General features: G+C 40.2%; 24 protein-coding genes. 15 read left to right on the forward strand and 9 right to left on the reverse strand.

Annotated features, from left to right (window positions below):
- The first annotated feature begins 57 nt into the window (after positions 1-57).
- Positions 58-897 (forward strand): glycoside hydrolase family 3 C-terminal domain-containing protein, encoded by an 840-nt coding sequence (locus tag AC1DXF_RS14325; protein ID WP_477449565.1) that lies wholly within the window; start codon positions 58-60, stop codon positions 895-897.
- 153 nt (positions 898-1050) lie between these two features.
- A complete protein-coding gene (locus AC1DXF_RS14330) occupies positions 1051-1179 on the forward strand; it encodes a hypothetical protein (RefSeq protein WP_477449422.1) in 129 nt (42 codons plus the stop codon).
- Positions 1180-1352: 173 nt separating this feature from the next.
- Here AC1DXF_RS14330 and AC1DXF_RS14335 read toward each other — a convergent pair whose 3' ends face one another.
- Complete coding sequence (locus AC1DXF_RS14335) at positions 1353-1835, reverse strand: hypothetical protein (RefSeq protein WP_477449423.1); 483 nt, start codon at positions 1833-1835, stop codon at positions 1353-1355.
- Positions 1836-1880: 45 nt separating this feature from the next.
- On the opposite strand from AC1DXF_RS14335, the gene AC1DXF_RS14340 reads away from it, so the two are divergent.
- Genes AC1DXF_RS14340 through AC1DXF_RS14350 form a run of 3 tightly spaced genes read left to right on the forward strand, consistent with a single transcriptional unit; the run spans position 1881 to position 2908 of the window.
- Entirely contained in the window at positions 1881-2366 is a 486-nt protein-coding gene (locus AC1DXF_RS14340; RefSeq protein WP_477449424.1) for an ABC transporter ATPase, read from the forward strand.
- 18 nt (positions 2367-2384) lie between these two features.
- Positions 2385-2576, forward strand: a complete 192-nt coding sequence (locus tag AC1DXF_RS14345; RefSeq protein WP_477449425.1) for a hypothetical protein — start codon at positions 2385-2387, stop codon at positions 2574-2576.
- A gap of 29 nt (positions 2577-2605) precedes the next feature.
- Complete coding sequence (locus AC1DXF_RS14350) at positions 2606-2908, forward strand: type II toxin-antitoxin system RelE/ParE family toxin (RefSeq protein WP_477449566.1); 303 nt, start codon at positions 2606-2608, stop codon at positions 2906-2908.
- A gap of 95 nt (positions 2909-3003) precedes the next feature.
- Here AC1DXF_RS14350 and AC1DXF_RS14355 read toward each other — a convergent pair whose 3' ends face one another.
- On the reverse strand, positions 3004-4089 hold the full coding sequence (locus AC1DXF_RS14355) for an alpha/beta hydrolase-fold protein (protein WP_477449426.1): 1086 nt from the start codon (positions 4087-4089) through the stop codon (positions 3004-3006).
- Positions 4090-4199: 110 nt separating this feature from the next.
- On the opposite strand from AC1DXF_RS14355, the gene AC1DXF_RS14360 reads away from it, so the two are divergent.
- Positions 4200-4811 carry a YdeI/OmpD-associated family protein gene (locus tag AC1DXF_RS14360; protein WP_477449427.1) on the forward strand — a complete coding sequence of 204 codons (612 nt, stop codon included), beginning with the start codon at positions 4200-4202 and terminating at the stop codon, positions 4809-4811.
- Between the two features lie 93 nt (positions 4812-4904).
- On the opposite strand, the gene mtgA is transcribed toward AC1DXF_RS14360, so the two are convergent.
- The 4 genes from mtgA to rpsF all read right to left on the reverse strand — a co-directional run bounded on the left by mtgA (position 4905) and on the right by rpsF (position 6872).
- Positions 4905-5711 (reverse strand): monofunctional biosynthetic peptidoglycan transglycosylase, encoded by an 807-nt coding sequence (gene mtgA / locus AC1DXF_RS14365; RefSeq protein ID WP_477449428.1) that lies wholly within the window; start codon positions 5709-5711, stop codon positions 4905-4907.
- Between the two features lie 73 nt (positions 5712-5784).
- Positions 5785-6228 (reverse strand): 50S ribosomal protein L9, encoded by a 444-nt coding sequence (rplI, locus tag AC1DXF_RS14370; RefSeq protein WP_477449429.1) that lies wholly within the window; start codon positions 6226-6228, stop codon positions 5785-5787.
- 15 nt (positions 6229-6243) lie between these two features.
- The gene (gene rpsR / locus AC1DXF_RS14375) at positions 6244-6507 is read right to left on the reverse strand and encodes a 30S ribosomal protein S18 (protein WP_022833472.1); all 264 of its coding nucleotides are present in this window, start codon (positions 6505-6507) and stop codon (positions 6244-6246) included.
- Positions 6507-6872: a 30S ribosomal protein S6 gene (rpsF, locus tag AC1DXF_RS14380; protein ID WP_090652333.1), complete on the reverse strand. Its 366-nt coding sequence runs from the start codon at positions 6870-6872 to the stop codon at positions 6507-6509. The genes rpsR and rpsF overlap by 1 nt, the downstream gene beginning before the upstream one ends.
- Positions 6873-7250: 378 nt before the next feature.
- Between rpsF and AC1DXF_RS14385 the strand changes: the two genes are divergently transcribed.
- The 3 genes from AC1DXF_RS14385 (at position 7251) to AC1DXF_RS14395 (ending at position 10877) form a co-directional block, all read left to right on the forward strand.
- Positions 7251-8705, forward strand: a complete 1455-nt coding sequence (locus AC1DXF_RS14385) for a capsule assembly Wzi family protein (RefSeq protein ID WP_477449430.1) — start codon at positions 7251-7253, stop codon at positions 8703-8705.
- A gap of 71 nt (positions 8706-8776) precedes the next feature.
- On the forward strand, positions 8777-8995 hold the full coding sequence (locus AC1DXF_RS14390; protein ID WP_477449431.1) for a hypothetical protein: 219 nt from the start codon (positions 8777-8779) through the stop codon (positions 8993-8995).
- Positions 8996-9068: 73 nt separating this feature from the next.
- Entirely contained in the window at positions 9069-10877 is a 1809-nt protein-coding gene (locus AC1DXF_RS14395; RefSeq protein WP_477449432.1) for a DNA polymerase III subunit gamma/tau, read from the forward strand.
- Between the two features lie 130 nt (positions 10878-11007).
- Here AC1DXF_RS14395 and AC1DXF_RS14400 read toward each other — a convergent pair whose 3' ends face one another.
- Positions 11008-11445 carry a hypothetical protein gene (locus AC1DXF_RS14400; RefSeq protein ID WP_477449433.1) on the reverse strand — a complete coding sequence of 146 codons (438 nt, stop codon included), beginning with the start codon at positions 11443-11445 and terminating at the stop codon, positions 11008-11010.
- Between the two features lie 158 nt (positions 11446-11603).
- On the reverse strand, positions 11604-12308 hold the full coding sequence (locus tag AC1DXF_RS14405; protein WP_477449434.1) for a hypothetical protein: 705 nt from the start codon (positions 12306-12308) through the stop codon (positions 11604-11606).
- A 210-nt stretch (positions 12309-12518) separates the two neighbouring features.
- Between AC1DXF_RS14405 and AC1DXF_RS14410 the strand changes: the two genes are divergently transcribed.
- The 5 genes from AC1DXF_RS14410 (at position 12519) to AC1DXF_RS14430 (ending at position 20987) form a co-directional block, all read left to right on the forward strand.
- Complete coding sequence (locus AC1DXF_RS14410; protein WP_477449435.1) at positions 12519-13748, forward strand: NADP-dependent isocitrate dehydrogenase; 1230 nt, start codon at positions 12519-12521, stop codon at positions 13746-13748.
- Positions 13749-14016: 268 nt separating this feature from the next.
- Complete coding sequence (locus AC1DXF_RS14415; RefSeq protein WP_477449436.1) at positions 14017-14250, forward strand: hypothetical protein; 234 nt, start codon at positions 14017-14019, stop codon at positions 14248-14250.
- 90 nt (positions 14251-14340) lie between these two features.
- Complete coding sequence (locus AC1DXF_RS14420; protein WP_477449437.1) at positions 14341-16791, forward strand: DUF5686 and carboxypeptidase regulatory-like domain-containing protein; 2451 nt, start codon at positions 14341-14343, stop codon at positions 16789-16791.
- Positions 16792-17104: 313 nt separating this feature from the next.
- Positions 17105-17983, forward strand: a complete 879-nt coding sequence (gene dapA, locus AC1DXF_RS14425) for a 4-hydroxy-tetrahydrodipicolinate synthase (protein ID WP_477449438.1) — start codon at positions 17105-17107, stop codon at positions 17981-17983.
- A gap of 316 nt (positions 17984-18299) precedes the next feature.
- The gene (locus tag AC1DXF_RS14430) at positions 18300-20987 is read left to right on the forward strand and encodes a COR domain-containing protein (RefSeq protein WP_477449439.1); all 2688 of its coding nucleotides are present in this window, start codon (positions 18300-18302) and stop codon (positions 20985-20987) included.
- Between the two features lie 102 nt (positions 20988-21089).
- On the opposite strand, the gene AC1DXF_RS14435 is transcribed toward AC1DXF_RS14430, so the two are convergent.
- Complete coding sequence (locus tag AC1DXF_RS14435) at positions 21090-21269, reverse strand: histone H1 (RefSeq protein ID WP_090652322.1); 180 nt, start codon at positions 21267-21269, stop codon at positions 21090-21092.
- Between the two features lie 611 nt (positions 21270-21880).
- On the opposite strand from AC1DXF_RS14435, the gene AC1DXF_RS14440 reads away from it, so the two are divergent.
- The gene (locus tag AC1DXF_RS14440; RefSeq protein WP_477449440.1) at positions 21881-22462 is read left to right on the forward strand and encodes a Crp/Fnr family transcriptional regulator; all 582 of its coding nucleotides are present in this window, start codon (positions 21881-21883) and stop codon (positions 22460-22462) included.
- The last annotated feature ends 172 nt before the right edge of the window (positions 22463-22634 follow it).

Here is a 22634-nt window from a genome sequence, read left to right on the forward strand (position 1 = left end):
TAATAGTGTAATAGTGATGAAAAAAATCGTGGTTACGACCAGCCCGATCAAAAACTGATTGATGAGGCCGTAGCGCTTGCAAAAACCAGCGATGTCGCCATTTTATGTATCGGGTCCAATCGTGAATATGAAAGTGAAGCCCATGACCGTAAAAGCCTGGAACTGCCTTTTGGCGAACAGGCACTGGTTAACGCGGTCACGGCCGTCAATGCCAATACCATTATTGTAATCATGGCCGGCGCCCCATATAATCTGAATGAAATCAAAAAAACTAACCATGCGGTTGTTTGGTCGTGGTTTAACGGCTCAGAAGCCGGCAATGCACTGGCCGACGTATTAAAAGGTGTCATCAATCCGTCGGGAAAGCTGCCGTTTACCTTCCCGGTTTCGTTACATGATTCACCCGCGTTTAATCTGGATACATATCCGGGCAAAGGCGCAACGGCCGAATATAAAGAGGGCATACTGGTTGGATATCGTTGGTACGACACTAAAAAAATAGAACCACAGTTTCCCTTTGGTTATGGGCTTTCCTATACTGATTTTTCTATCAGCAAACTTTCCACAGATAAATCAAGCTATAAAAAGGGTGAAATCATCCACGCAAAATTCACTATCAAAAATACAGGCAGCCGTTACGGGGCCGAAGTTGTGCAATTATATGTAAGCGATCCGGTTAGTTCGGTTTTGCGCCCTGAAAAAGAATTGAAAGCTTTCCAAAAAGTTTTCCTGCAACCAGGCGAAACGAAAACAGTTGAGCTGGATGTAAAAGTTGGGGATTTGGCTTTTTATGACGAAACAAAAAAAGGCTGGAAAGTGGAAGCCGGCGAGTTTATTCTTCAGTTAGGTAATTCATCACGTAACATCATTCAGAAACTGAAAATTTCAGTTAAGTAAATATTGAGTGGCCTCACAGCTAATGTTATGTTAATAGTACTAAGTGGTAAGTAAAAAGTTAAATTTATTCTCTTTTGACTTAGTGCTTAAGACTTTTGGCTAAAGACTACATTGAAATGCCTTATTCTATAATTCAAAAACACGCTCATTTTTATGAAAGCGATATTTATGGCCTTCTTTTTGCTTTTGGCCGGCAGCACTTTTAGCCTCGCTCAAAATCAAAATAGTGTTGAACGAAAGCAACTATTTGATTATAACTGGAAATTTACCAGGGGGCGATGAAGCACCAGCCAAATCAAAAGATTTTAATGATGGAGGGTGGCGTAGCCTCGATTCCGTGCGAACAGTTCTGCAACCTTAATGAGGTCGGGGTGTCTGTCGCCATGTCCCCGGGCCACTTTTTGCGCTATCTCCAGGATAAAAGCGGTGTTCTCCCGCAAGTATCAGTCCGAATCTCATAAACTTTTCGCCTTAAAATAATTCAATGCTGTTTTTAAGCTATCCAACCTTGCCGGGCTCATGTGTTTTACCGGCAGCTCAATAGCGGTAGCCATCGAGTCCAGGTCACCCTTGGGGTCTTCGTAAGTTTGTACAATAATATCGTCGGTTAAGGTGCTTAGTTTAAGGGTTCCGGTGGTGTCGCTGCCCTGGTATTCCACGTTGTTGAGGCGGTGTAAACTGAACGAAAAATACTCTTGCCGGTCATGTTGATAAGTTTTCCTTAAACGCAAAAAATAATCGTTGGTAAGTGTTAATTCCCACTTTTTCAATGCGATATCCGGCGGCGGGTTAAACGACTCTGTGAGGCATTTATTACTCCAGGTTAGCCACTCCTGGTCGCCAAAACCTGGTTTAAAACCGTAAATTAAGCAGCTGGGGGCCAAAATCGCCATAACAACTGCAACTTTTTTTATTAACCACAAGATTGATGTTTTCATGACAACAAAATGTTACCCTAAGTTAATAAATTGATATTTTTGTAAATGGAATTTTCTCAACATTCAAGAGTTTGGATCTACCAGGCTGACAAAAAATTAACCGACGAAGTGGTACAACAAATTCAGCAGGAACTGGATAAATTCACCACCGGATGGACTGCGCACAACAACCAGCTAAAGGCTAAAGGCGAGGTGCGTTACAACCGTTTTTTGATACTGATTGTTGACGAAAGCCAGGCGGGCGCCAGTGGTTGCTCTATTGATAAATCGGTGCATTTTATGCAGAATATCGAACAGCATTTTAACATCAACCTGTTCGATAGGTTTAACCTGGCCTACCGCGATGGCGAAGAAATTTTATCCCTGCCCCGCCACGCGTTTGAAGATATGCTGAAACAAGGCAAAATAAATACCGAAACAATTGTATACAACAATATGGTACAAAACCTTACCGAACTGGAAACCAAATGGGAGGTGCCATTTAAAAACAGCTGGCATATCCAGTTGTTCAGGGATTTGGTTAATGGTTGATAATCATTAAATTTGTATATGACAACTTTCACTGTACAAGTAAAAGATAGCGATGCAGAGATGCTGCTAACGATCTTGAAGAAATTCAAAGCAAAAGTTATTGAGTTGCCAAAAGAAAGTGAACTTACTCGGGAAATAGCTACAGCATTAAACCAAGTAAAACAGATCCAATCCGGCGAGATAGAACCACTTAGCCTTAAGGATATATAAGATGTCTAATAAGATATACGCCTATTTTCATCAAAAAAGCTAAGGATTTAAAGAAAAAGCACCCGTCTCTGTCTGAGGATCTCGAAAAGCTTCAAGAGCAGCTAATTAATAACCCAAAACAAGGTGCTGATTTAGGCGGAGGATTATTTAAGATGAGATTGGCCATAAAAAGTAAAGGCAAAGGGAAAAGTGGTGGATATAGAATAATAACCTATCTTGTTAGCCAGGCTGACGAAAACATATTTATCAATATGCTTACGCTATATGATAAAAGTGAAGAAAGCACTATAAACAAACAATTCCTGTTGAAGCTAATCAAAGAGCTTTTCTGATGTAACCCTTAATACACGATTTATCGGTTTAACATAGGCAAATGCTCTGCCAAAAGCTGTTCTGTACCAAAATCGCTTTCAGGCTGAATTTGGCATCAATTAACCCTATCCAGTCGTACCGGCTTTTCACCTGGAAAGTTAAATACTAAATACTTTTTGCCATTTTCTGTTTTGAAGTTAATGTCGGCTTTTTCATCCTCATACATAAAAAATGAATCTTTGGCATAAGGTGCAAATTCCTGGGGTAACTGGTCATTTTGTTTAAAGTAAAGTTTACCTCCCGACAGGTACACTTTAAACGTGTCTTTTTCATCGCCGGCTACCTTGTAATTACCGCTGTACGGTTCAAGTTCTTTTGCAGTTAGCATGATTGCTTTATGTTTTTGGCAATACGCAAAGGCTATGGCGTTTTGCATTACCTGTGCCAGGGCTGCGCCATGATTTGCACCCGGGGTAATTGCAAAATCAATATTCAGGTTTTTACAGTTTTGCTTTTTCATGTAAGCGGTAAACTGCTCAACGTTTTTTGCGTTTTCGTGCTCATATGATCCCACGCCTAAAAACACCTGGCAATTAAGGTCGGTATGGGTTGTAAAGTATTTTTGCGCCGATGGTATGAGCTCCCTCCCGGTATTACCGGGTGCGCCTATAAATATCATATTAAACAAACCGGGATGGCCAAATAATACCATAGTGGTAAACATGCCCCCGAATGAATAGCCATATAAAGCCTTATTATCATTAACCCTGTATTTGCTTTGTATAAAAGGTATTACTTCCTGCTCAATAAACGATATGAATTTTGATCCACCGGTCTCGGGGTTAAGGTCGCGGTTACGTTTGTTGGGGCGGTTGCCGTAACCTATACCAACTATCAGGGCTTCGGTAGTTTTATAGTCCTGCCTTAGCATGTTAAAGCAATTCATGGCAACGGTCATGTTCCAGTCGCCATCGGTCATGTACAGTACCGGGTATTTAGTTTTCGTGGTATCATACCCCGGCGGGAAATGTACATAAATGGTATAATCTTCGCCAATGGTTTTTGAGCCGTAATCCCATGAAACCATATCCTTATCAGTAAACGGACTGGGCGAGGTGGATTTTACCTGGCAGTAACCGGTACTGATAGTAAAAGCCAATATTATGATTCCTGTGAATAACCTGAATACTCTTATAGCCATGGCTTTATAAGGTTTTATGTAACGAAATTATCTGCTTTAGCTAAGATGCAAATTATCTCTTAAACGTTGCAAGCGGTTGCGATTTAACAATTTGTTACTAAATTTATTTTATGGAACAATACGATAGCCGGGTGGATGCTTTTATTGAAAAGGCCGCCGATTTTGCCAAACCAATCCTGGAATACATCAGGGAAATTGTACATGAAACGTCGCCTGTATTGATGGAAACAGTAAAATGGGGTTTCCCCTTTTTTGATTATAAAGGCCCCGTATGCCAAATGGCGGCTTTTAAAGAGCACTGTTCATTCGGTTTTTGGAAGGCAACGTTATTGAATGATCCCTATAACGCGCTGAGTATTGGAGATGGATCTGCCGGCAGCTTTGGACGGATAACTAAAATAGACGATCTGCCGTCAAAGGAGATATTACAGGATTTTATCCGGCAAGCCATTGCCTTAAACGAAAGCGGCAAAAAAACACCCGAAGCAATAAAAAAGGCATCGGCCCCCAAAACCGAATTGGTTATCCCCGAATACTTCACCGAGTTTTTAAAGGCTTACCCCAATGCCAGCCTAAACTTTGATCGTTTTAGCTACTCGCATAAAAAAGAATATGTAGAGTGGATTGTAGATGCTAAAAGCGAAGCTACCCGCCAAAAGCGTATGGAAACTGCTGCCGAATGGCTGGCTGAAGGCAAATCCAGGCATTGGAAGTATAAATAAAAGCGAAGCCCCTAGCCCCCTGAAGGGGGAACGAAAGTTCATAAAAGGCCATGTTAAATGTAACTGTTGTTCCCCCTTCAGTGGGTTAGGGAGCTAAAAATCCAACGGTCCCAGCCTCTTCATGTTTTTCATGATCAAATATTGCCTGTGTTTTAAATACCGGGTAGGTTTTGTTGCCGACCATTTAAGCGGGCTTGGGAATATCACCGCTATAGCAGCAGCTTCGTGCCTGGTTAGTTCCGATGCATGCTTGTGAAAATAGGCCTGCGAGGCAGCTTCGATGCCGTATATACCATCTCCCATTTCAATTTCGTTCAGGTACATCTCCATGATGCGTTTCTTGCTCCAGAAAACTTCTATCAGCACGGTAAAATAAGCCTCGATGCCCTTGCGTAATAGCGAGCGGCCTTCCCACAAGAAAACGTTTTTAGCTACCTGTTGCGATATGGTACTACCGCCTATGAGTTTTTTGCTGTGCGCGTTTTTTTCGATTGCCTTTTCAATGGCGTGGAAATCGAAACCATGGTGTTCCAAAAAGCTTTGGTCTTCGGCAGCTACGGCGGCGCGTTTCATGTTGTCAGATATCTCGTCGAAACTTACCCATTGCTTATCTATCTTCCAATCAACGCCACGAGCCTTTTGCTGAAAGCCTCGTTCAATCATCAGCCAGGTAAAAGGTGGCCGCACAAACCGAAACAGCAGTACGCCAAATAAACTAAGCCCGAAAAAGAGGATAAATCCCAACTTAAAAACCCGGAAAACAAGTTTAAATATACCGTTAAACCTGCTTTTTGATACCGAACTTCTTTTACCCGGCTTTGAATTGGATAATTTGGATGAGTTATAATTGCGCTGCACTATTATAATAAGTTTTCTATAAATGAAAAAGGTGTTTTGCATTGCAAAACACCTTTTAAAATTCTAAAAATTAACTCAGAATCCGAAATCGAAAATCCGAATTCCGAAATATAAATTACTCAGCTACTACCGAGAAAGGAACTTGTACCTTAACTTCTTTGTGCAGGTTAATGTTTGCGATGTAATCACCAACAAACTTAGGCTCCTGATCAAAGGTGATACGGCGACGGTCAACCTCAAAACCTTCTTTTTTCAATGCATCAGCAACCTGGATGGTATTGATAGCACCGAAGATTTTTCCGCTTTCACCGGCTTTAGCGCCAATGTTCAATTTAACGCCTTCTAAACGGGCAGCAATTGCATCGGCATCCTTGCGGATTTTTTCTTGTTTAAACTGAGCTTGTTTCAAGTTTTCAGCTAAAACTTTGCGTGCACTTGGTGTAGCTAATATGGCGAAGCCTTTAGGTAAAAGGTAGTTACGGCCATAACCTGGTTTAACGTTTACTACATCGTCTTTATCACCCAGGTTTTTTACATCTTGTTTTAAAATAACTTCCATTTCTTAAATCTCCTATTATTTTAATGAATCTGTAACGTAAGGTAATAAACCAATGTGGCGTGCACGTTTAACAGCCTGGGCCACTTTACGCTGGAATTTTAATGAAGTACCAGTTAAACGGCGTGGTAATACTTTACCCTGATCGTTAATGAACTTTAATAAAAAGTTAGCGTCTTTGTAGTCGATATACTTAATACCATTTTTTTTAAAACGGCAGTATTTTTTACGGTTATCCTCCACCTTTGGAGCGGTAACGTATTTAATTTGTTCGTTTGCCATTATTTTGAAGCCTCCTCTGTTGCTTTAGGTTTCTTGTTAAAGGCACCGCTGCGTTTTTTGTCGTTGTACGCTACAGCATGCTTATCTAAAGCAATGGTCAGGAAACGCAAAACACGCTCATCGCGCCTTAATTCAACCTCCAATTTGTTAATTAATTCACCCGGAGCCTTAAATTCAGTTAAGTGATAGTACCCTGTAGTCTTTTTTTGAATAGGGTACGCTAATTTTCTCAAACCCCAATTATCCTCCTGGACAATTTCGGCTCCGCCATCAGTTAAGATTTTGCTGAATTTGGCGTTAGCCTCGGCAGCAACTTCTACTGATAACAACGGGGTTAGAACGATCACGATTTCGTACTGTTGCATTATTATACTTTGATTTTTAATTAATTACCCGCTATTACGGGGCTGCAAATGTAGTGATAATATTTAAAAAAGCAATGCGCATACAGTATTATTATCTCCTGTTTTTATTAAACAAAAAACAGGGGAATTTATGATCCTGCAACCGGCTTAAATAGATATTTCACTTAAGTTAAAACTTTCTTAAAACAATAATTTAAAAAAAATCTTGTTATGATATAAATTTCGATTTCTATCGATAGGATTGATTTTTTCGTTCTTTTAGTTAAAAAAATGGCTTAAACGTTATTTTTTTGTTAATGCATTCATTTATAGGATGTAAAAGTTGCAATTGAAAGTTGTGTTTTTATCCACCCCCTTAAAATAATCAGACATCGTAATATGAAGAAAGTATTTCTATTTGCAGCTTTTGTTTCCGTTTATTCGGTAGCCCGGTCCCAGGAAAAAGATGTTCATATTAGCTTAGAAGCCCAGGGTATTGAAACTACCAACGGCACCGTACCTTTTTGGTTAAGATCAAATCAATTTGGCAGTATTCCGCTTTCCGGTACTTCTGGCAGCATAATTGGCAGCATCCGAAAGGATTATGATACCACTAAGACGTTCGGCTGGGGCGCTTCGTTTCAAGGTAGGGGCAATGCAGGCAAAACAAGTCAGTTCATACTGATTGAAGGATTTGTTAAAGCCCATGCCGGTATTGTCGAGTTAAAAGTTGGGCGCTCAAAAGACATCGTGGGATTGGTCGATTCTACTTTGTCCTCCGGATCATTCCCGATATCCGGCAACGCATTAGGCATCCCCAAAGTAAAGATAGGAATACCAGAATATTATAGTTTACCCATCTTAGGTAAATTATTTGCTTTGAAAAGTTCATTAGCCGTTGGCTACGTTGGTAACGTTGGAATTGAGTATAGCCATGCCCTAACTAATAAATCAAATGCATATTATGCTGAAAGTCAGATATATGTACAAATAGGGAAGCCGAGCTGGCGATTTAACTTCCAAATTGGTTTTAATCACGAAACCTTGTGGGGCGATGAAAAGGAAATATTCCCATCATATAGCCTTTCCGGTTCCCAAACTTTATGGTACGTGTTATCAGGTAAGGTTTATCACCACTCTAAAGTGGGTAATCATTTAGGGTCATTTGATATTGGGGCAGGGTATAAATTTGACGGCGCTAAACTGTTGATTTATCGCCAAAATTTATATGACAAAGGTGGACTATCATCTCTTGCCAATATTGCTGATGGGTTGAATGGCTTGAGCTTAACGAACTATAAGGAAAACGATGGTAATTTTAATTGGAGAAAAATAGTTGTCGAGGTTTTATATACCGGTAATCAGGCTGGGGGACTAAGTGCTAAAAGCACAGCTTCCGGATATGAAAATTACTACAACAATTACGAATACAGCGAAGGCTGGTCATATAAAGGATTAGGATTAGGTACTCCAATTATTACAACAGTTAATGATGCCCGTGCGAATTTAGCCTCGTATGAAAAAGAGTATTTTATAAATAACAGGGTTACAGCTTTTCATGTGGCGGCACAAATTGATGCATTTAAATGGACCTACACCATAAAGCTATCATATAGTAAAAACTTAGGTAATTATATGACGGGAGCCGATAATTTTAGAGGATCTGGGGGGGATATAATTACACCGGGCAGCTTCGGTTTATTTAAAAAGGTAAATCAACTTTCCACCTATATAGAGGGGACAAGATCTTTACAAAATGGTTATAATATAGGTTATGACATTGGATATGACCGTGGAGGGTTACTATACGATTCATTTGGAGTTATATTGAAGGTGTCAAAATCATTCCTATAAATAAGTTGTTAAATTGGCACGTTTTATGATACTTTGATGGTTATTAATATACCATCCGTCAAATGTTAATTATGCAGTATATTGTAAGTGATATTTTAATTGATGGTGTAATTTCATTACCGCCCCGGGACGATGATGAGATTGAAGGTGACTGGGATGATGAAGACGACGAAGATTTTGACGACCAACTGGATGCCGAAAGTGATCTGCATGAAATACCGGCAGGCGATAATATTGACGAACCCGACCCGGAGGACGACGATCATCTGCCGGATGATGATTTGCAATAGTGTTGGTAATTTTATCTTAACAATAGCCCGTTTGTCTCTTTAACATAAGGCATTTTCTTGTTAACTTCGTGCTGTGGATAATTTCATTGTTTCGGCCCGTAAGTATCGCCCGGCTACTTTTGAAACCGTTGTTGGTCAGCAGCACATAACCAATACGCTCAAAAACGCTATTAAAAACAACCAGCTGGCACAGGCATTTTTGTTCTGCGGTCCGCGTGGTGTGGGCAAAACTACGTGCGCCCGCATCCTGGCTAAAACTATTAACTGTACCAATTTGCAGCCCAATGGCGAGGCCTGCGGCGAATGCCCATCATGCAAAGCCTTTGAAAACGGCAATTCTTTTAATGTGCATGAACTTGATGCCGCATCCAATAACTCGGTAGATGATATCCGCAGCCTGATTGAACAGGTGCGTATACCGCCACAGGCGGCCCGTTACAAGGTGTATATTATTGATGAGGTGCATATGCTATCGCAGGCAGCTTTTAATGCTTTCCTGAAAACACTGGAAGAGCCACCCCATTACGCCATATTTATATTGGCTACTACCGAGAAGCACAAAATACTACCTACTATATTATCCCGTTGCCAGATATTTGATTTTAACCGAATCAGAGTTGATGACATGGCCGCGCACCTGGCATCCATAGCCGGCAAGGAGAGTATTAGTTACGAACCGGATGGCCTGCACATCATTGCCCAGAAGGCTGATGGCGGTTTAAGGGACGCGCTATCGATGTTTGACCAGATTGTAAGTTTCTCGGGCGGCAAGGTTACTTACCGCTCGGTTATTGATAACCTGAACATACTTGATTACGATTATTATTTTAACATAACCGAAAGCCTGCTCAAAGAGGATACGGCCAAAGTGCTGTTGTTTTTTGACGAGATCTTGTCGCGCGGTTTTGATGGGGCGCACTTTATTGCCGGCTTAAGCGAACACTTCCGTAACCTGCTGGTAAGTAAAGATCAATCAACTTTAAAGTTATTGGAAGTAAGTGAGGGTATAAAAAACAAATATCTGCAACAATCGCAGGCGGGCTCGGTATCGTTCCTGCTATCGGCCATGAATATTGCCAACCAGTGCGATATCAGTTATAAGCTAAGCAAAAACCAAAGGCTGCAAGTTGAGCTGGCCTTGCTCAAAATGTGCCACTTGCCATCGGCCTTTAATATGGCCACCACGCCGCCTGCAGCAACGTCCATTACAGATGGGGGATTAAAAAAAAAACCTGATACCCCAGCAATAGCGCCCACGAAGGCAAGCAAAGTAGTTGATGAAACCACGGTTTTGAGCGATGCGCAGCCAGTTTACAATAAAACTCCGGGAACCAACGGCCCATCCGCTCCTCCAAATCATCCGGAGCCGGTAAAAGAAGTGGTGGCTGTTGCTACGGAGAAGCCCAAGATCATCATGCCGATCCGGAGTACATTAACCCCTTCATTAACTGACACGGGTAAAACGGAAGAGGAAATACTGGAGGAAGAAGATCCTTACTTAAAGGGAGATGCCCGCGAAGATTTTACCATGGATAGCTTTTTAAAATACTGGAGCGATTTTGCAGCTAAGGTAAAAGCGGATGGTAAAAAAAACCTGGTAACCATTTTTACCTCAAATGCGCCACGGATGATAAAGCCATACGAATTTGAAATTTTGGTGGGCAATAAAGTACAGGAAAACTTATTCAGGGAAGAGCGCCCCGGAATGCATAACTTTTTGCGCAGTAAATTAAATAACTTTACTATCGAAGTAAACGCCCGGGTTGATGAGCAGGAAGTTGTACGTAAGCCCTATACATCAATAGAAAAATTTCAGTATATGGCCTCGCGAAATCCGGAGTTGATGGAATTGAGGAATCGCTTTAATCTCGATTTTGATTAACGTATTGTGAGTTGTGAGTTGTGAGTTGTGAGTTGTGAAAAATGATCCATCAATATAGTCAAAATTCTCCACTATCTTTACACGCTCTTCACTACTCACAACTGTTCACTCACCGCTCAAATATTCTCGCTCAAATATTCTTAGGATATCCTTCTTCGTCCAGGTCGTCGCGGTCATCCTCTGGTGTGTGCGACAGAGCGGCATCGGCGGCATCTACTTCTACAATATCGCCATCGTCAATATGCATGCCTAAATCATCCACATCTGTTTCAATTGACCTTTTATTGGCATATTCGCCATCGGCTGCGTCGTAAGGATTGGCTTCGTCATAAGTGGAGTTCATATCTTCGCCATTTTTTACCGATGTTTTGTAAGGATCGGGATGATCGTAGTCCGGATCGTCGCTTTTTACATCATACTCAAAGCTATCCTCATCTTCATTATAATTCAGGTCCTCCTTGTCTATAGTTTCACCAAGTTCATCTTTTAACGCTAGGTCGCGGTCGCTGGCATCATCGGTTAATGCATCGTCATCTTCATCGCCGGGGTTGATATTTTGAATGTTCATAGGTTTTGTAATTTGTAATTAAAGATACAGTAAAAACCTTGCCAAAAAAACAACAAAACTTAAGAAATCACAATCCGGAATTAAAGAAACTATCTTGTAATTTTAAAAAACGGGCAATGCAAGGAATGCAATTATGCACTCCGGCCGCCTCAATATTTTTAATAATGGATTTGTTTACGGTATGATGTAACGCCGCCAATGGCAAATTTAACGCCGATGGTAAATTGGGCATAAGCATCGTTGTTATGTGCCGATGTATAACCATCTAAATTATCGCCAAATATAAAATTGTATTGAAAGCCCAGGTCTATTTTAACGCTTGGCTGGCTATATTGATTATACAGCTTAAATTCATACCCAATTCTTGCAGGCAAAAAAGGCACCTGGGCATTATTATCACCCGCAGGTGTGTATTGAAGGCCCCGTTTATCATCGGTTTTTGACACAATATGGTTTGAAATATAACCGATACCGGCCGAGGCATACCAGTTTTTCATCACATTCATGAACTGGCTTGAAGAATAATCCAGAAACTCGCCGGCCTGTAACTGTCCCCTGAATGAAAAGGCAGTAAAGTGGTTTTCAAACTTCCTGCCCGATGATGACTCCAGCGTGCCTCCTTCTAAACGGCCAACCTGTAGTTCAAAAACGTAATTAACAAAAGGGCTTTGGTTGTAATTAAAATTAAAATGGACAGACGGGGTAGCAGTAATTGTATTTACATCGGCCATAGCAGCAGCGTTAACACCTACCGCCGTGCCAATGTCATATTGGGCGTAATCATATCCCGCCTGGGCTTTAGCAAAAAACGACATTGTACAAAGGGCTATTATCAGGGCGGTTTGAGTGATGAATTTTATCATAATACAAGTAACAGGGCGTTGGTTTGCCAGCCCGTTGAGGTAATAACGTTTAATTTTATAAAAATAGCATCAAAGTTTATAAAAACAATAAACTGTTACAATAAATCGTCATTATACAGCCATCAATTATTTTCATATGCTATTTAGTTAGTTTGATAAACTCAAATTAATATATTTGAAGCCATTAAAATAAAGAAAACAACGTCAGCTATGTCAAAAATTAAAGTAGAAAATCCGGTAGTTGAGCTGGATGGCGATGAAATGACCCGGATCATCTGGAAATTCATCAAAGACAAATTAATAATCCCTTATCTTGATCTGGATATCAAATATTACGATTTAGGTATTGAGTATCGTGATGAAACCAACGACCAGGTAACCGTTGATGCCGCAAATGCTATTTTAAAATATGGTGTAGGTATTAAATGTGCAACTATCACTCCTGATGAAGCACGTGTTGAAGAATTTGGCTTAAAACAAATGTGGCGTTCGCCAAATGGTACTATTCGTAATATTTTGGATGGTACTGTTTTTCGTGAGCCTATTGTTATGGCAAACGTACCACGTTTAGTACCAAACTGGACAGCCCCAATATGTATTGGCCGCCATGCTTTTGGCGATCAGTACCGTGCTACCGATTTTGTTACCAAAGGAAAAGGAAAACTAACAATCACTTTTACCCCCGAAGATGGCGGTACAGAGCAATCATTTGAAGTGTTTAACTTTAAAGGTGACGGCGTAGCATTGGCCATGTATAATACTGATGAATCTATCAAAGGCTTTGCACATGCATGCTTTAACCAGGCATTGATGAAAGGCTGGCCTTTGTATTTATCAACCAAAAATACCATCCTCAAAAAATACGATGGCCGTTTTAAAGATATTTTTGAAGAGATTTATCAAAACGATTATAAAGCAAAATTTGCTGAAGCAGGTATCACTTATGAGCACCGTTTAATTGACGACATGGTTGCATCGGCCTTAAAATGGAATGGCAACTTTGTTTGGGCTTGTAAAAACTATGATGGCGACGTACAATCTGATACCGTAGCACAAGGTTTTGGTTCATTAGGTTTAATGACATCAACCCTTGTTACGCCCGATGGTACAGTTATGGAAGCCGAAGCCGCACACGGTACGGTTACCCGCCATTACCGCGAGCACCAGGCTGGTAAACCAACATCCACCAACCCCATTGCATCTATTTTTGCATGGACAAGAGGTCTGGAGTTTCGCGGCATATTGGATAAAAACCAGGAACTGATAGATTTTTGTAAAGCTTTGGAAGAGGTTTGTATTGAAACTGTAGAAAGCGGTAAAATGACTAAAGATTTGGCCATCACTATTAAACCAAAAGTTGAGCATGGTACAGATTATTTATACACCGAAGAGTTTTTGGCAGCAATTGACGAAAACCTAAAAGCTAAATTGGGTAAATAAGCCTGATAGCTACTGGTATTGAAAGCCCGTTCTTCAAAATGAGCGGGCTTTTTATGTTTGAGCCCGAAAATTTATTGCAATTATAAAAAACACGAATACTTTGATTTGAATCAAATTAGGGAAGGGTCAATAGCAATTTGTAGCTTTAATAATGACTTTAAATGCTTTTTTTTAATTAAGTAAAAACCCTGATAATAATATTTACGTAACTTTATAAAGTTATCCAACTATACTCCGCTTAATTACGGGCCTAAAAATTAATTCAGTTATGAAAGGTTTTACTCAAATTCAGGCAAACATTTTTGTTGAGCCTTGTAAAGATTGTGGTGCAAGGCCTGTGATTGAGCAGGAAAGAGGGTCCTTTATAGTCAGGTGTCCTAAATACAACAATCACTATCAAACCAAACCCGGATTAGTTGACATTGATGATTGGAACTTAAAAAACAAAGTCCGCAATTCATTAGGCACTAAGGATGTAAGCCCGTCAAAAGAGGCATCCTAAATTTGTGCATCACGCGTATTTCACATAATTTAACAATTAACCGGCGTAACATTTAGTAAATAAGCTACATCTTAGTGTAAACTAAACTAAATGAAATTAAGCTTACTGTTAGTTCTGTTTATCGGTTTAAGTATCCGTGTATTTTCACAACAGTTTAGTGTCAGCGGTAAAATAACCGATGAGCGCAACCACTCCATCCCATTTGCTTCTGTATACGTAAAAAATACCACTAAGGGCGTTTCGGCCAACAGCGAGGGCACATATATCCTGCAATTGGCGCCAGGCAATTATGAGTTGCAGTTTAAAGCCGTAGGTTATGGGCAGCAAGTTAAACAGATAGCGCTTAGCCAAAACCAGGTTATCAATATCAGCCTTAAAACGGAAACTTACCAGCTTAAAGACATCACCATACACGCAGGCGGCGAAGATCCGGCTTACGCCATTATCCGCAAGGCTATAAAAAAACGAAAAACCTATTTAAACGAGGTAAAAGCTTATACCTGCGATATTTACATCAAAGGCATGCAAAAATTATTGGCCGCCCCTAAAAAGTTCATGGGCTTTGATGTACAAAAAGCAACCAGCGAGGCTGGGCTTGATTCCAGCCGTACCGGGATAGTTTACTTGTCGGAGTCTGAATCGAAATATAGCTTCATGCAGCCCGATTTGGTGCACGAGGTACAGGTATCGTCAAAAGTATCGGGCTATAACCGGGCCTTTAGCTTTAACCGGGCCTCAGATATGCTGGTGAACTTTTACCAGAATTTTGAAAATTGGAAACGCCTGAGCAACCGCCCGCTGGTATCGCCAATAGCCGAAAATGCTTTATTTTACTATAATTATAAACTGATAGGGATCACTATTGAAAACGGCGAAACTATTAACAAAATCCAGGTAACGCCAAAGCGTGGTTACGATCCCTGTTTTGAAGGCTATATTTATATTTTAGACGACAGCTGGCGCATTGCCTCACTTCAGCTCTTTATCACCAAAAAATCCAATATCAATTATGTGGATACGCTGAAGATAAGCCAGCAGTTTTATCCCGTTAATAACAAAGTATGGATGCCGGCCACCATTAAGTTTGAATTTACGGGTGGTGTTTTTGGCTTTAAGCTGGGTGGATATTTTATAAGCGTATATAAAAACTACGACCTGGCGCCGGTACTCAACAAAAAAGACTTTGCAGAACGCATCAACATTACCAAAGGGCATGATAAGGATTCGGTTTACTGGGCACAGGAACGCCCTATTCCACTTACCGACGAGGAAAAGAAAGATTACGAAGTAAAAGGAAAACTGGCCATTAAACGGGAGTCAAAACCGTACCTCGACTCGTTGGACAAGGCCAACAATACCTTTAAACTAACCAACCTGCTATTAACCGGTATCGATACGCGTAACCGTTACAAAAAAGAATACTTCCATTACAACAGTGTGCTAAACTCGGTATTGTACAACACCGTAGAAGGCTTTGTTATTAACTATGGCGTTGGCTTTACCAAAATGATTGATACGGTTGATAACCGCTTTATAGCCGTAAATGCCCGGGTGCGTTACGGCTTTGGCAACCACCTGTTTGGGGGTGTTGCCAGTGTTTCCCTCCCGGTAAAACGTATGACGTTGAGTTTTAACGCTGGATCAGACGTTACCGATCTTAACAACCTGCAGCCGGTATCAGCATTTGTAAATTCGGTTTATACGCTTTTCAGGCGAGAGAATTTCCAGAAACTTTACCAAAAACAATTTGCATCGGCATCACTTGCCGGCCGTATTAGTGGTGGCTGGCAGGCCGGTGCCTATGTAGAATGGGCTAACCGTAAATGGCTGCCCAACACAACCGATTATAGCTTTTTTAATAAAAACGACAGGCAGTTTACTTCAAATAATCCGCTATTACCAACACAGAATGTGCCGTTGTTTCCCCAAAATCAATCTTTTAAAATAAGCGCCCGCACCAGTTACGATTTTAGCAACAGGTACGAAACCTACCCTTTTGGCCGCAGGTACCTGCCCTCAAAATATCCAACCATCGGCTTTAATTACACTAAAGGGATGAGCGGCGTGCTGAGCAGCGATGTAGATTACGACCAGCTAAGCGCCGATATATCTAAATCGGATATCGACCTTGGATTTTACGGACAAAGCTCCTTTTTTATTGGTGCAGGCAAGTTTATCAACGCAAACAAAATCTACTTCCCCGATTATAAACACTTTGATGGCGACCAAACCCACGTGTACAAACCATCGCTCAACCGTTTTTTGTTGTTAGATTACTACACCTTCAGCACAGCCGATAAATACCTGGAAGGCCACCTGGAACACAATTTTTCGGGTTTTATAACCAACAAGATTCCCATTTTAAGAAACCTGAAGTTGCAGGAAATCATCAACGTAAATTACCTCTCGACCCCGGCCCTTAAAAACTATACTGAACTGGGCTTCGGCATCCAGCGCGGCTTAATACGCGTAATGTACGGTCGAAGCTATAATACCGGCAGTAACATCAGGAATGCGTTGAGGGTGGGAGTTGCTCTTTAGTAGCAAGTATAGTATCAAGTATCAAGTATCAAGTATCAAGTATCAAGTATCAAGTATCAAGTAGTAAGACAGCTGCGGCGTGGGAAGTAGTAAGTATCAAGTAGTAAGTATCAAGACAGCTACAGGGGAAAAGCCAGAAAGCTTTTTGTCCGATAAGCCGAAAGTCCGATAGTCCAACAGCCCCAACGTCCGATAGTCAGAAGGCCAACCGTCCAAAAAAAGTCTTGCTACTTGCTACTAACTACTTGATACTAAAAAAAGATACTAACTACTCAAAACTAACTCCCTATATTAGCATCCTTTAATTTAACTCATGAATATATTTTACGGAACAGGGGTAGCCATGGTGACCCCTTTTCAGGCGGATGGTCAAGTTGACTACGAGGGGTTGCGAACCCTGATTGAACATTTGATTGATGGCGGGGTGGAATACCTGGTATCATTAGGTACAACCGGCGAAAGCGCCACATTGAGCGAGGCTGAGCGAAAGCAGGTTTGGGCCTTTACCGCCGAAGTAGTAAACAAGCGCGTGGGTTTAGTTGCGGGTATTGGCGGCAACAATACGCACGAGGTTGTTGAGCAAATAAAATCATTCAATACTGCCGGTTACGACGCTATTTTATCATCCAGCCCGCATTACAATAAACCAACACAGGAGGGTATTTACCAGCATTATAAAGCCTTAGCCGAAAATGCGGCTTTGCCCATTATTTTGTATAACGTACCCAGCCGTACAGGCAGCACCATAAGTGCCGCTACAACCGTGCGCCTGGCAAATGATTTTAAAAATATAATTGGCATTAAAGAAGCATCGGGTAATTTCGATTTGTTTAACCAGCTGATGAGGGATAAGCCCGAAGACTTCTTATTCATATCGGGCGATGACCCGGTTACTTTGCCTATGATGGCTTTAGGCGCCGTAGGGGTAATATCTGTAATTGGCAATGCCCTGCCCCGCCGGCTATCAGATATGGTGCGGCTGCTGCTTAATAACGATTATAAAGGCGCTCATAAAGCCCACTATGACCTGATAGAATTTACCCGCCTGATGTTTGCCGATGGTAGCCCGGCCGGTGTAAAAACAGCGTTAAAGGAGTTGGGTATTTGCGGTGATGCCGTAAGGTTACCGCTGGTGCAGGTTGGTAGTGCAACGGCAGAAGCGATAATTAAGGAAACGAAGAGTTTAGCTTAAAAATATAGCACCACTAATAAAAAGAGCCATATCAGTTTTGATGTGGCTTTTTTGTTGGGATATTGTATATGATAATTTATGATCGCTGCTTATTAAGAGAATGAAAAGTTATAGGAGATGAAGAAGCCATCAAAGGGCTGGGGATTTACTTTTCTTTTCTGAGGGCTACAACGCCTGGGCGCGTTCCTTTTCAATATTGATAATCGTTTATATCGACAATCCATTTAGAAATAAAAAGCTACATATTATTTGTCCCTGGATCGTTTATTTGGAACAAGAATTCTTATTTTACATCACTTAAACTAATATTATCACTATGTCGAATGATCTAAAATTAATCAAAGAACTAACTGAAATTTTAACAAAAAAGGATGACGAGCCTGCGGTTTTTCTTAGAACTGACTTAGCAGCGATAATTCCAGACGGGTCTTTATCTGCATATTCTCTGAATGACAATGGTTGTGTTGACGGATTGAAAATTGCTGATATTGGAGCATATCAGTTTAAAAATATTTTCGATATCATTTTGCGTTTCATTTACCTGGAACGGCTTGTGTTTTATTTAGCAGGCACAAAGGCCGCTCATGAATTGCCAAGTGAAATAGGTAATCTATACTATCTAAAATATATTGCTTTGAGAGGGTTTTCCAAATTACCGGAAGAATTATTTAATCTGGATTTAAAAATGACAGCCTCTTATAGATTACCAAGACATTTAGATTCCCACGCAAATGAGAATGATAAACACGTATTACAACGTATTGAGTTGTTTAGGTCATATAATCCCAATATAAATTTCGAGGTTTCACCCGACATGTTGAAGAGTCCTATACGTGTTGCGGCGGCTGAATCTGTCAAAATCAAAGCGTTAAATGAATTTATGAAAGACTTTCATGGTGAAATGGCTAGAGAGATGGACATCTTTTGCAAATTGGACGATGAATCGACAAAGTCAGTGCTCTCAGATAATTGCATCTTTATAAGTGATATTAAAGAGATTCAAGATCCTCCTTATGAAATCGTCGAGCAAGGTACCGAAGCGATACTGAAATATTTTAAAGAGAAAGATATTCAAGGTTCAGAAAGGCTTTTTGAAGCGAAGATAGTGATAGTAGGTGCCGGAGAATCAGGAAAAACTACACTTATCCGAAAATTGAAAGATCCGAATCATCCTGTACCTAATGCCGAAGATAAAAGGACAGAAGGAATAAGAGTTACAACCTATCCGTTTAAAGGATTAACAAAATACGGTGAAAAATCTATTAGGGCCCACGTTTGGGATTTCGGTGGTCAAGAACTTTATCATACTACCCACCAATTGTTTTTGACGCCCGATACCCTATATATATTGTTAAACGATAATCGAAAAAATGACACGGATTTTTATTACTGGCTCAACATAGTGACCATTCGTGCAGGGAATAGCAGTCCCATTTTAATGATTTTTAATGCAAAAGATAACGCAGCCAGGCAAATTATTCCGGGAGAAGAATTGTATGACACATTTCCCAACCTAATTAAAAAAAGTATTGACGTAAATTTCGCTGATAAAAACCTTTCTGCGATATTAAATATGAAGCAAATCATTGAGCGACATTTTACTGGACTCGAGGTTTTAGGTAAGCCGTTTCCTGCATATTGGGTAAAAGTTAGAGATGCGCTTACGAAGCTTCCTGTAGAACATATTGGTTGGCTACAGTTTAATAAAATATGTGAAAAAAATGGAATTAGCGACAATGCGCAAATACAAATTTTGGCAACGACACTTCATAACTTAGGTGTAATTCTGTACTTTCCCGAGGTTTTCGGTCTCAATGATCTCATTATATTAAAACCACAATGGTGTGTTGATGCGATATATTCAGCATTGGACATTAAAAATATAGCTGATAATGGAGGACGTTTTAATGAGAATACGCTTGCCAAGAGATGGTCGGGTAAACGCTTTGCCGGTAACCATTTACAACTGCTAAAGCTAATGCAACATTTTGATCTCTGTTACAAAGTTGAAGGTAGTAGTGATTATATAGCGCCACAACTGTTACCCATTGAAGAAAATCGATTACCGATGCCTAATCGTGGTTGGGCAATAGTTTTTCAATTTGATTATATTTTTATGCCCGCGGGGCTTATCACAAGATTAATAGCGAGAATGAGTCCTTTTATTAAAAGTCCATACGCATGGAGAGCTGGCGTAGTATTAGAGTGGGAAGAGGGCACCATAGCCGAAATAATTGAGCATCAGCTAACGCATAAGATTGTAATAAAAATAAACGGTCCGGAACGAAAGCGTAGATTATTGGAGATAAGAAAGTGTCTCTGCGATTTGCAGAAAGATTTTAAGGGGCTTAAATTTAAACAAGGTGTTTCTTGCAATTGTGCTGATTGCTCAAAAGGCGGTGAAGTAACAATTTTTAACATCGCTGAACTTGAGGAAGATGCTGTACTTGAGGAAGATGTTTTGTGCAGAAATGGAACGAGAAAAAAAATACCTGCCAAAAATGTATTGGAAGGTATAGACTTTGAGGATAAGCCACGGATTTTCATATCTTATTCCCATCAAAATGAGGATTTTAAAAAAGAGTTCCGAACAATGATAGCCCCCATGGAAAAAGGAGGACATTGGAAAGTTTGGGATGATAGGTGGCTATTACCAGGTGATCGTTGGAATACTGAAATTGCAAAGCATTTAAATGAAGCTAATGTGATTGTTTTAATGCTTACGCCTAAATTTTTTGATTCATCTTTTATCTACGATATTGAACTTCCAAGGGCTATTCAGCGCCATGAGGAAGGCGAGGCCTTGATTATTGGGGTAATTGTTAGCGATTGCATGTGGGAAGATACTCCTTTGGCCAAAATACAAATGTTGCCTGTGGATGGTTTGCCTGTAGAAAGACATCAGCATCGGAGCGAAGTTTGGAAAGCCGTTGCCACTAAAATTAAAGAAACAATACTTGTAAGGCAGCGAAAAGGTAATCGGACAGGGGGCTGGAACGGCTAACTATGATTGCTGTTATTTGTCATTTTTGATTTAATAAAAAACCCGGTTATTGATTGTAACCGGGCTTTTTATTAGGGGAATTAGATTGATCAAAATTCTTCCTTAGCTTTCCTTGTTTTTCGCCTCCTGAACCTCAAGGCGGATAGCCTGTGCCAGGTTTTTAAGATCTTGCATGCCTTTGCGAACGCGGGTTCCGGCAGCGCTGTTTCCTTTGTTGTAGAATTTGTCGGCGTCAGCCTCTAAAGAAGCTACAAGCTCCTTTACTTCGGTAAATTTTTTCATTTAATTACTCCTTTTAAATTATGAGGTCTATTGTTTTTAATTAAAGCTAAGCTATAAGGTTTTTTTTTAATTAAAAATTTTTATAGGCGAAAAATAGTGCCTTTACAGTGGTTTTTTTCCACATTTTGAAGTCTGTGCAGGTATTTAATGCCTAATTATATAGTATTAAAGTAATGGTTTTTTCTTAGTATATTATGATTATGCTTAATTGATAAATTGCATATCTTAATAATATGTATTTAAAATATTATTAAAATCAACTTATAGTATCAGTTCGGTATATTATTAATTTATTGAGTTTATTAATTGAAATTATCCAATCTATTTGATGTTCCCGGATTTATCTGTCGGCAGTTAATTAATTGGTACGTTTCTTTTCATATTTCGGGATGTTGTTTTTTTGGAGGATTTTTTGCCTGCCCTGCAATGTATGCCGAAGCAAAAAGATACCGTATCATCCATAATATCTGCTTTATATTTTGACAATGAAAATTTAAAAGCGATTTGCCCATAACCATGCTCCTTAAATCAAACAGCCGGTTCAATTATTCATGTATATTTGACCAAACAGTTTTTCAATAAAATTTGGCCGCCGGCAAGCAGGTTTTACCATGTACGAAATCATCACCCAATCATTACGCGCACTGGTTGATTTTACCGACGAGGAGCTTTTTTTATTTATGCAAAGGCTTAAGCCGTTAAGCTTAAAAAAATATGCTTTTTACTTAAAACAGGGCCAGGTTTGCAAAAGTATGGTCATTGTATTCAAAGGCGGCTTAAGATATTTTTCGCGCAACGAGAAAGGCGACAATACTTTAGGCTTTGCATTTGAGGGGGAATGGATTGGCGATTATGAAAGCTTTTTATTGCAAACCCCATCGCATGATTTTATTGAAGCCCTGGAAGATTGCGAACTGTTTACCCTGAGCTATGCCGATATGCAGGCGTTGTATAACCATAGCCAGCGCTTTGAACGGTTTGGCCGCATCATAGCCGAAAGGTTATTTATAGACACTGCAAAAAACAATCGGAATTTAAAACTACAATCAGCCGAAGACCGGTATCTCGACCTGCTTACCAAACAGCCTCATATATTTGAAAGGCTGCCCCAGCATTTAATTGCCTCGTACCTGGGTATTCAGCCGCAAAGCCTTAGCCGCATCAGGGCCAGGCTGGCAAACGCTAAAAGTTAACTTAGGTTAATAAATCAGTTTCCTTTTTTAACCCCATATCATTTTTGGGCTAAGCTATTAGCGCCAGTTTTGTGCTGTGCTTTACAAAGCTTAAAGCAGAATGCACAAAGCTTAAAGCTCTTGCATTGATTTTCAATTCAACAGATTGATGTATAGCGCATTTGATTAATAG

This window comes from Mucilaginibacter sp. P2_A5, assembly GCF_056404995.1.

What these genes read in the sequence shown, in the direction of transcription:
- AC1DXF_RS14385 (WP_477449430.1), top strand. Translation starts at nt 7,251, where the DNA reads ATGAAGAAAGTATTTCTATTTGCAGCTTTTGTTTCCGTTTATTCGGTA.
- AC1DXF_RS14345 (WP_477449425.1), top strand. Translation starts at nt 2,385, where the DNA reads ATGACAACTTTCACTGTACAAGTAAAAGATAGCGATGCAGAGATGCTG.
- rpsR (WP_022833472.1), bottom strand. Translation starts at nt 6,507, where the DNA reads ATGGCAAACGAACAAATTAAATACGTTACCGCTCCAAAGGTGGAGGAT.
- AC1DXF_RS14440 (WP_477449440.1), top strand. Translation starts at nt 21,881, where the DNA reads ATGTACGAAATCATCACCCAATCATTACGCGCACTGGTTGATTTTACC.
- AC1DXF_RS14355 (WP_477449426.1), bottom strand. Translation starts at nt 4,089, where the DNA reads ATGGCTATAAGAGTATTCAGGTTATTCACAGGAATCATAATATTGGCT.
- rplI (WP_477449429.1), bottom strand. Translation starts at nt 6,228, where the DNA reads ATGGAAGTTATTTTAAAACAAGATGTAAAAAACCTGGGTGATAAAGAC.
- AC1DXF_RS14410 (WP_477449435.1), top strand. Translation starts at nt 12,519, where the DNA reads ATGTCAAAAATTAAAGTAGAAAATCCGGTAGTTGAGCTGGATGGCGAT.
- AC1DXF_RS14420 (WP_477449437.1), top strand. Translation starts at nt 14,341, where the DNA reads ATGAAATTAAGCTTACTGTTAGTTCTGTTTATCGGTTTAAGTATCCGT.
- dapA (WP_477449438.1), top strand. Translation starts at nt 17,105, where the DNA reads ATGAATATATTTTACGGAACAGGGGTAGCCATGGTGACCCCTTTTCAG.
- AC1DXF_RS14400 (WP_477449433.1), bottom strand. Translation starts at nt 11,445, where the DNA reads ATGAACATTCAAAATATCAACCCCGGCGATGAAGATGACGATGCATTA.
- AC1DXF_RS14340 (WP_477449424.1), top strand. Translation starts at nt 1,881, where the DNA reads ATGGAATTTTCTCAACATTCAAGAGTTTGGATCTACCAGGCTGACAAA.
- AC1DXF_RS14360 (WP_477449427.1), top strand. Translation starts at nt 4,200, where the DNA reads ATGGAACAATACGATAGCCGGGTGGATGCTTTTATTGAAAAGGCCGCC.
- AC1DXF_RS14405 (WP_477449434.1), bottom strand. Translation starts at nt 12,308, where the DNA reads ATGATAAAATTCATCACTCAAACCGCCCTGATAATAGCCCTTTGTACA.
- AC1DXF_RS14335 (WP_477449423.1), bottom strand. Translation starts at nt 1,835, where the DNA reads ATGAAAACATCAATCTTGTGGTTAATAAAAAAAGTTGCAGTTGTTATG.
- AC1DXF_RS14390 (WP_477449431.1), top strand. Translation starts at nt 8,777, where the DNA reads ATGCAGTATATTGTAAGTGATATTTTAATTGATGGTGTAATTTCATTA.
- mtgA (WP_477449428.1), bottom strand. Translation starts at nt 5,711, where the DNA reads ATGCAAAACACCTTTTTCATTTATAGAAAACTTATTATAATAGTGCAG.
- AC1DXF_RS14330 (WP_477449422.1), top strand. Translation starts at nt 1,051, where the DNA reads ATGAAAGCGATATTTATGGCCTTCTTTTTGCTTTTGGCCGGCAGCACT.
- rpsF (WP_090652333.1), bottom strand. Translation starts at nt 6,872, where the DNA reads ATGCAACAGTACGAAATCGTGATCGTTCTAACCCCGTTGTTATCAGTA.
- AC1DXF_RS14415 (WP_477449436.1), top strand. Translation starts at nt 14,017, where the DNA reads ATGAAAGGTTTTACTCAAATTCAGGCAAACATTTTTGTTGAGCCTTGT.
- AC1DXF_RS14435 (WP_090652322.1), bottom strand. Translation starts at nt 21,269, where the DNA reads ATGAAAAAATTTACCGAAGTAAAGGAGCTTGTAGCTTCTTTAGAGGCT.
- AC1DXF_RS14430 (WP_477449439.1), top strand. Translation starts at nt 18,300, where the DNA reads ATGTCGAATGATCTAAAATTAATCAAAGAACTAACTGAAATTTTAACA.